Here is a 7,841-nt window from a genome sequence, read left to right on the forward strand (position 1 = left end):
CATGACCGACGAGTTCGACGATATCGACGACACCGAATCCGCCGTCAGCGCAAGCTATCTGCAATCCGACGGCGAGATCGAGGCCAGCCTGCGCCCGAAGTCCCTCGACGACTTCATCGGCCAGCCGCGGGTACGTGAACAGCTGGCGCTGGTGCTGCGCGGGGCGAAACTGCGCGGCGGCACCCCCGACCACGTGCTGCTGTCCGGCCCGCCCGGGCTGGGCAAGACGAGTATGGCCATGATCATCGCCGGCGAACTGGGCACCGCGCTGCGGCTCACCTCCGGCCCGGCGCTGGAACGCGCGGGCGACCTGGCCGCCATGCTCAGCAATCTGGTCGAGGGTGATGTGCTGTTCATCGACGAGATCCACCGCATGGCGCGGCCGGCCGAGGAAATGCTGTACCTGGCCATGGAGGACTTCCGCGTCGACGTGGTGGTCGGCAAAGGCCCTGGCGCGACGTCGATTCCACTCGATATCGCGCCTTTCACGCTGGTCGGCGCGACCACTCGATCAGGTGCCCTGACCGGCCCGCTGCGCGACCGCTTCGGCTTCACCGGCCATATGGACTTCTACGAACCCGAAGAGCTGCAGAAGATTCTGGAACGCTCGGCCCGAATCCTGGGCGTGCGCTTGGAGTCCGACGCGGCGGCCGAGATCGCGGGCCGCTCCCGTGGCACGCCCCGCATCGCGAACCGGCTGCTCCGGCGCGTCCGCGATTATGCCGAGGTCAAGGCCGACGGACTTGTCACGCGTGAAATCGCCTGTGCCGCACTGGCGGTGTACGACGTGGACGCACTGGGGCTGGACCGCCTCGACCGCGCGGTGCTGAGCGCGCTGATCCGCAGCTTCAACGGCGGCCCGGTCGGGGTCTCCACCCTCGCCGTCGCGGTCGGCGAGGAAGCGGCCACGGTCGAGGAGGTGTGTGAACCCTTCCTGGTACGGGCCGGATTGGTGGCCCGCACGCCCCGCGGCCGCATCGCGACAGCGGCGGCGTGGGAGCACCTCGGCTTGGTCCCGCCGCCGGACCTGGTTTTCGGATCGATCGAAGTGCGGCGTCACGAGCCCCAGCTGGATCTGTTCGAGCCGTAAACCGTTCACGGGTGCGAACTTCCGTGAATGGAACCGCGCCGCTTGCCGTTCTCCGGCGGGCGGTGCGGTTCCATTGCTACTTCACCCGACGGTGAGGACGAGCTTTCCGACGGTGCGGCCGGTCTCGCCGAGAGCATGGGCCTTGGCCGCGTCGGCGAGCGGGAACGACCCCGCGATGGTGGGGCGCAGCGCGCCGGATTCGGCGAGCTCGCGCAGCGCCTCCATCCCGGTGTGATCGGCCTCGACGAGCAGGATTTCGGCACGCACGCCGAGCTGCTCGGCATCGGCCTTGTAGTGGTCACCACCATTGGCGCGCAGGGAAACCAGAATGCCGCCGGGCCGCAGGGTGCGCAGGGAGCGCTGGGCGTGGTCGGCATCGATGGGGTCGAGGACCATATCGATGTCGTGGACCGTGTCCGCGAAATCGGTGGTGCGGTAATCGATCACCTCGTCGACGCCGATGCCGCGCAGGAAATCGTGGTTGGCGGCGCTGGCGGTGCCGATCACGTACGCGCCGCGCGCCTTGGCGATCTGCACCGCGAAGTGCCCCACCCCGCCGGCGGCGGCGTGGATCAGAACTCGCTGCCCGGCCTGCACATTCGCGGTGTCGACCAGCGCCTGGTAGGCGGTCAGGGCGGCCAGCGGGATGGCGGCGGACTGCGCGTGGTCGAGATTGGCGGGCTTGCGGGCGAAGGCCCGGGCCGGCCCGGTGACGTATTCGGCGGCCGCGCCGTGCCCGTGCGGGTAGGGGAGCATGCCGAACACCTCGTCGCCGGGCTTGAACAGGGTGACGCCGATCCCGGTCGCCACCACCTCGCCGGAGACGTCCCAGCCCAGCACGAACGGGGGCGGGGGTAGGAACAGGCCCGCGCGACGGCGGTGGCCCCAGTCGGTCGGGTTGAGGGCCGTGGCGCGCACCCGCACCAGGATCTCGCTCGGACCGGGCTGCGGCACCGGCATTTCCACCTCGTGCAGGACCTCGGGACCGCCGAGGATGTCCTGGCGGATGGCCTTCATGGTGGTGGGGATGGTGATCTCCTTCTCGCTCATGCCTCCAGCTTGCCGCCGGGTCAGCGGGGAGGAAATGGCACGATTGCCAATATTCGATAGATTCGTGCCATGCAGTCGGAGAAGGCGCAACCGCACCGGGTCGTCGTCCTGGCACTCGACGGGGTCTACCCGTTCGAGCTCGGCATCCCGAATCGGGTGTTCGGCACGGCCGATGGGCGGTACGAGGTGATCACCTGCTCGCTGGACGGGCGGCCGGTGCGCAGCGGTTCCGACTTCGACATCGCGGTCGCGCACGACGCGAGCCGGCTGGAAACCGCCGACACCGTGGTGATTCCGCCGTGCGATGTCGCGCCGATCCTGGAGAATGGCCTGCCGCAGGCGGTTTCGGACGCGCTGGCCTCCATCCGTCGTGGTGTGCGGCTGGTCTCCATCTGCACGGGAGCGATCGTGGTCGCCGCCGCGGGCCTGCTCGACGATCGGCCCGCCACCACCCACTGGAACTTCGCCGACCGGTTCCGGCGGACCTTCCCGCGGGTCCACGTCGACCCGAACGTCCTCTACGTCGACGACGGCGACATCCTCACCTCCGCCGGCGCCACCGCCGGAGTCGACCTGTGCCTGCACCTGATTCGCGCCGACCACGGCAGCGAGGTCGCCAATATGGTGGCCCGCCGCTGTGTCGTCCCGCCCTGGCGCGAAGGCGGCCAGGCCCAGTTCATCGAGCAGCCGGTGCCCCCGCCGAACGCCGCGGGCACGGCCATCGCTCGCCAGTGGGCGCTCGAGAATCTGGACCGGCCGCTGACCATGGCCGACCTCGCGGATCGAGCGCGCATGAGCGGCCGCACCTTCGCCCGCCGGTTCCGCGACGAGGTCGGGATGAGCCCGGGACGGTGGCTGATTCAGCAGCGGGTGTTCCGCGCCCGCGAATTGCTGGAGACCACAGAGCTTTCCGTGGATCGGATCGCCGGGGAGGTCGGCTTCGCCACCGGAGCCTCCCTGCGCCAGCACCTGCACGAGGCGATCGGTGTGTCGCCACTGGCCTATCGGCGCACCTTCCGGACCGAGGTGGCGGTCGGCGCGATGCGCGCCTGAGCGCTCAGCGCGGTGCGATGCTGAGTTCGCGTACCTCCCGCAGGTGCCGCTCCATGGCGGCGGCCGCGGCCGCGCTGTCATGGGCCGCGACGGCCTCGTAGATCCGGTGATGGCCCTCGAGCGACAGGCGGCGGGCGTGACGTGAGCGGTGGGAGAGCGTGCGGGTGCTCCTGGTCCACTCGGTGGTCATGGTGCACAGCGTCACCAGGAGCGGATTCTGCGCCGCGTGCGCCAGCAGCGTGTGGAATTCGATGTCGAGCCGGAGGGATTCGGCGGGGGAGAGGGTGTCGCTGGAACGGGTCAGGACGTCGTCGAGGGACAGCAGGTTCGAGTCCAGCGCACGCAGGGCGGCCAGCTCCGCGATGCGCGGTTCCACCAGATCACGCAATTCGATGGCGTGGCCGAGCTCGATATCCAGCGCCCGCAGGCCCTCCGTCAGCGCGTCCGCGTGCCGCGGGGTTTCGGTGACGGTGCTGCCGCGGCCCTGACGGCGTTCGATGAGCTGCTTGGATTCCAGCTCGAACATGGCCTGGCGCAAGGATGATCGCGACACGTTCATATTCGCGGCCAGCTCGCGTTCCGACGGCAGCCGATCCCCGGCCCGCAACTCGCCATTGGTGATCAGCGCCTCCAGATGCGCGGCGACCTCCGCGCTGACGCTGCGCGCGCGCCGGCGCAGCGGGGGAATCGATGCTGTCATCGCCCGAGTTTAAATCCGTTCCCGGCCAGGCCATTTCGGTCAGGTAAAACGCCAGTTACGTTCGGTTTCGAGCGCCGTCACCGCCCGTTCGCCCGGCTTATGGTCGGCACATCGGATGGTCCGACCAATTCGGTCGGGTAGGAGAGGTAGTGAGCGTGACGTCGATCGTGCGGGAGTTCATCCCGGCGTTTCCGGTCCTGCAATCGGGTGAGGGGATCGGCTCGGAGACCGGTTATCTGCCGGTCGATCCGTCGGCGGTGCTGTGGGGCAGACTGCCGTGTGCGCGGGACCGGCCGATCGCGGCCGTCGAGCCGGGACGCAGCATCGTGGTCGACACCGTCAGCCACGAAGGGATTCTCGACGACCAGGGCTCCGATCCCGTCGGGTATTTCGGGCGGAACGGCGTCGAACGCGACCAGGTGCTGGCAGACGCCGTCGACGTCGCCGCGACCAGGAACCGTGACTCGCTGGCCGGGCCGCACATCGTTACCGGGCCGATCGCGGTGACGGGCGCCCAGCCGGGCGACCTGCTCGCCATCCGCATCGACGAGCTGACCATGCGCGCACCCTACGGCGTCGTCTCCACGCGGCACGCGCGCGGCGTCCTGGCCCATCGGCGCGGATTCGACGGGAACTACGGGCAGTTCTGTGCGGTGGAATCCCGGGAGGGGAGGTGGTTCGGCGCCATGCCCCTGCATCCGGATCGGCCGCAGCGGGCCAGTTTTCCGCTGCATCCGTTCCTGGGGATCATGGGGGTCGCGACCGACACCGGCAGCAGGGTGTCGTCGGTGCCGCCGGGGCTGCACGGCGGCAATATCGACCTCCGCCGCCTGACGGCCGGCGCGACACTGTTCCTGCCGGTTCAGGTTCCGGACGCGCTGTTCTATATCGGCGACCCGCACTTCGCCCAGGGAAACGGCGAGGTGGCACTGACCGCGCTGGAAGCGCCACTGCGGGCGCGACTGACGGTCGACGTGATTCCGGGCGCGCAGGTCGCGGCCGGACTGCGCCGGACGATCGGGCCGTTCGCCGCCGCACACGGGCTGGTCATCCCGACCGGCTTGGACGAGGACCTGAACCGGGCGCTCGAGGTCTGCGTCCGCAATGCGGTGGAACTGGTGGTCTCGCTGTTCGACGCCGACCCGCGGCAGGCGTACCTGTATCTCAGCGCCGCGGCGGATTTCACCATCTCACAGGCGGTGGACCAGGTGCGCGGGGTGCACGGTGAGATACGGGTCGCCGACTTCGCCCACCACGCCGCGACCGAACTGGCCCGGCGCGTCCTCGAGCGGGCCTGATGACGATCGTGAAGCAGATCCCCGATCGGGCAACGGATTTCGATCGGCGGGTATGGCGTGAACTGGGGGCACCGCTGGTCCGCGCCACTGGTGCCGGTGTTCTCAGCGGGCACACCGTGGCAGTGAAGGATCTCTACTCCGTCGCCGGATTTCCACTCGGCGGAGGAGTTCCGGACTATCTCGGCGCGCCCGCGCCGACCCACGCACCCGTGGTGGCCCGCCTGCTCGCGGCCGGTGCCGACATCACCGGTATCGCGCAGACCGACGAATTCGCCTACAGCATCACCGGCGGCAACGGACGCTATGGAATGCCGGTGAATCCCGCTGCTCCACAACGGGTTCCGGGTGGATCGTCGAGCGGCTCCGCGGTCGCCGTGGCGAGCGGCGCGGTCACCATCGGGCTCGGCACGGATACGGCCGGGTCGATCCGGGTTCCGGCCGCTTATCAGCGGTTGTGGGGAATCCGTACCTCGCACGGCGCGATACCTACCACGGGAGTGCTGCCGCTCGCGCAATCATTCGACACGGTGGGATGGATGACGCGTGACGCGCCCACTTTGGCTGCCGTCGCGGAATGTCTGCTGCCCGAACAGGAATCGGGCGACGCACAGTTGATCGTGGATCCGAGGGTGTGCGCTGTCGCCGATGACGAGCCGGCGGCCGTGAGCCTCGCCGCCGCGAAGCGGATGGGTGCCGTCGAGGCAGATCTGAACGCCGACACAGCATCGTGGTTCACGGCGTTCCGGACCGTCCAGGCCTTCGAAGCCTGGTCCAACCATGGAGCCTGGATCCAGGCGCATCCCGGAGCGCTCGAATCCGAAGTGGCGCAGCGCTTCCGGTTCGCGTCGACGATCACTCCATCGCAAGCGGCGGAGGCCGGCGAAGTGCTACGCATAGCCGCCGAACATCTCCGCGCCGCACTGCGCGACCGGATTCTGATATTGCCCACCACCGCCACACCGCCGCCGCCCCGGACGGCCGGCGCCGAAGCGTTGGAATCGGGCCGGACGCGTACCCTGCATTTGACCTGTTTGGCCGCTATCGCAGGCGCACCTGCCGTCACCTTACCGCTGGCGGATATCGATGGAATTCCAAATGGTCTGTGTTTGATTGGGGCGCCCGGTATGGATCGAACCCTCATTCGAAATTCAATCGAAAAGGCCAGGGATACTGGACAATTCGGGTTCTCTCAATGATCACGCGGCGGTAGAATTGGCACATGGATTCGAAGGGAGAAACACTCGACACATGCGGCATCGCCGACCTGGCAGCCGCGGTCGAAACCCTGTCGAATTCCGTCCTGCAGGGAAACCTGAACCCGTTCTCCGACGGTGATGTCGTGGAGCTGATGCAGCGCCTGGAAACCTGCAAAAGGCAACTGTCGGCGCTGGATTCACGCCTGATCATCGAAGCCTGCAATCGTTCGCTGCCCGAGGGCAGCGGGGCGAAGGATGTGGTGCCGTTCCTGCGGCAGACACTGGGGCTGTCGAGGTACGACGCGTCGGTGCGGGTGAAGATCACCCGCCAGTGCGGCGAATTCTTCGAACCCACCGGACACCTGCGCCCGGCCACCTTGGCCGCGACTGCCGAAGCCTTTGAGGCAGGTGCGATCTCGCGTGATCATGTCCGCAACATCATCGACGTGATGCACCACCTGCCCGCCGACATTCCCGTCGAGTCTCGGGCGGAGGCCGAGGACATCCTGGTCGATCACTCCCGGGTCGGTTGGCCCGATGATCTGCCGAAGATCGGTCGTGACATCCTCGCCCGGGTCGACCCGGACGGGAAGGTCGTCTCCGACGCCGACCGCCGTCGCCGCCGGGGCCTGGTCCTGGGTCGTGCCGGGGTGGATGGGATGTCGTGGATCGAGGGCTGGATCACCCCCGAACTGCGCGCCCTGCTCGATGCCGTCTTCGCCAAACTCGCGCGTCCGGGCATGTGCAACATCGACGACACCGACAGCATTGCCGCCACCGTCAAGGTCGTCGACTCGAAGGTTCTCGAGGCCGCCGCCCGCCGCGACCGCCGCGACGCCGGTCAGCGCACCCACGATGCCCTGTTCGCGCTCCTGCAGCCCGGCGTCGACCCCGCCGAGCTCGGCTCGCACCGTGGCCTGCCGGTGCAGGCCATCCTGACCATGTCCGTCGCCGACCTCGAGCGTGGGGCCGGGGTCGCGACCACCGCCTCCGGCGGGCACGTCTCGATCAATCAGGCGTTGAAGTTGGCCGAGGGCACGCGCCCGGTGTTGGCGGTCCTCGACGCGGACGGGTTGCCGCTGTACCTGGGCCGCTGCCAGCGCCTGGCCACTCCCGCCCAGCGCCTGGCCCTTGTTGCCCGAGACAAGGGCTGTACCCGCCCGGGATGCGATGCACCCGCGTCGATGTGCGCGGTGCACCACATCACCGACTGGGCCAAGGGCGGACCCACCGATCTGGCCAACCTGACCTTGGTGTGCGATCACTGCCACGCGCTCGTGAATGACAGTGCCGAGGGTTGGAAAACCGTTGTCATGGGCAAGGATTCCCCGTATCGGGGGAGGACCGGGTGGATTGCCCCGAAACGTCTCGACCCCACCGGCATTCCTCGGGTGAACGATAGACATCACGTGGGCCAGCAGGTCGCCACTGCGATCGATTCCAGTTGCCAGAGG

The 7,841-nt window shown here is 68.5% G+C and carries 7 protein-coding genes; 5 read left to right on the forward strand and 2 right to left on the reverse strand.

Features of this window, described 5'->3' with window-relative positions; genetic code table 11:
* Position 1: 1 nt before the first annotated feature.
* A complete protein-coding gene (gene ruvB / locus ABZV44_RS17545) occupies positions 2-1,090 on the forward strand; it encodes a Holliday junction branch migration DNA helicase RuvB (RefSeq protein WP_354837170.1) in 1,089 nt (362 codons plus the stop codon).
* A gap of 81 nt (positions 1,091-1,171) precedes the next feature.
* Here the strand turns inward: ruvB and ABZV44_RS17550 are convergent, their stop codons facing one another.
* Positions 1,172-2,140 (reverse strand): NADP-dependent oxidoreductase, encoded by a 969-nt coding sequence (locus ABZV44_RS17550; protein ID WP_354837172.1) that lies wholly within the window; start codon positions 2,138-2,140, stop codon positions 1,172-1,174.
* A gap of 69 nt (positions 2,141-2,209) precedes the next feature.
* Here ABZV44_RS17550 and ABZV44_RS17555 point away from each other — a divergent pair, with 69 nt between their 5' ends.
* On the forward strand, positions 2,210-3,193 hold the full coding sequence (locus ABZV44_RS17555) for a helix-turn-helix domain-containing protein (protein ID WP_354837174.1): 984 nt from the start codon (positions 2,210-2,212) through the stop codon (positions 3,191-3,193).
* A 4-nt stretch (positions 3,194-3,197) separates the two neighbouring features.
* Here ABZV44_RS17555 and ABZV44_RS17560 read toward each other — a convergent pair whose 3' ends face one another.
* Entirely contained in the window at positions 3,198-3,893 is a 696-nt protein-coding gene (locus ABZV44_RS17560) for a GntR family transcriptional regulator (protein ID WP_354837176.1), read from the reverse strand.
* 149 nt (positions 3,894-4,042) lie between these two features.
* Here ABZV44_RS17560 and ABZV44_RS17565 point away from each other — a divergent pair, with 149 nt between their 5' ends.
* The 3 genes from ABZV44_RS17565 to ABZV44_RS17575 form a co-directional block, all read left to right on the forward strand.
* Positions 4,043-5,191, forward strand: coding sequence for an acetamidase/formamidase family protein (locus ABZV44_RS17565; protein WP_354837178.1), 1,149 nt, complete (start codon positions 4,043-4,045; stop codon positions 5,189-5,191).
* Positions 5,191-6,387, forward strand: coding sequence for an amidase family protein (locus tag ABZV44_RS17570; protein WP_354837180.1), 1,197 nt, complete (start codon positions 5,191-5,193; stop codon positions 6,385-6,387). Before ABZV44_RS17565 ends, ABZV44_RS17570 begins: the two co-directional genes overlap by 1 nt.
* Positions 6,388-6,410: 23 nt before the next feature.
* On the forward strand, positions 6,411-7,841 hold a 1,431-nt coding region (locus tag ABZV44_RS17575; RefSeq protein ID WP_354837182.1), incomplete at its 3' end, for a DUF222 domain-containing protein.

It is taken from the genome of Nocardia sp. NPDC004860 (assembly GCF_040609015.1).
Taxonomy (GTDB): Bacteria; Actinomycetota; Actinomycetes; order Mycobacteriales; family Mycobacteriaceae; genus Nocardia.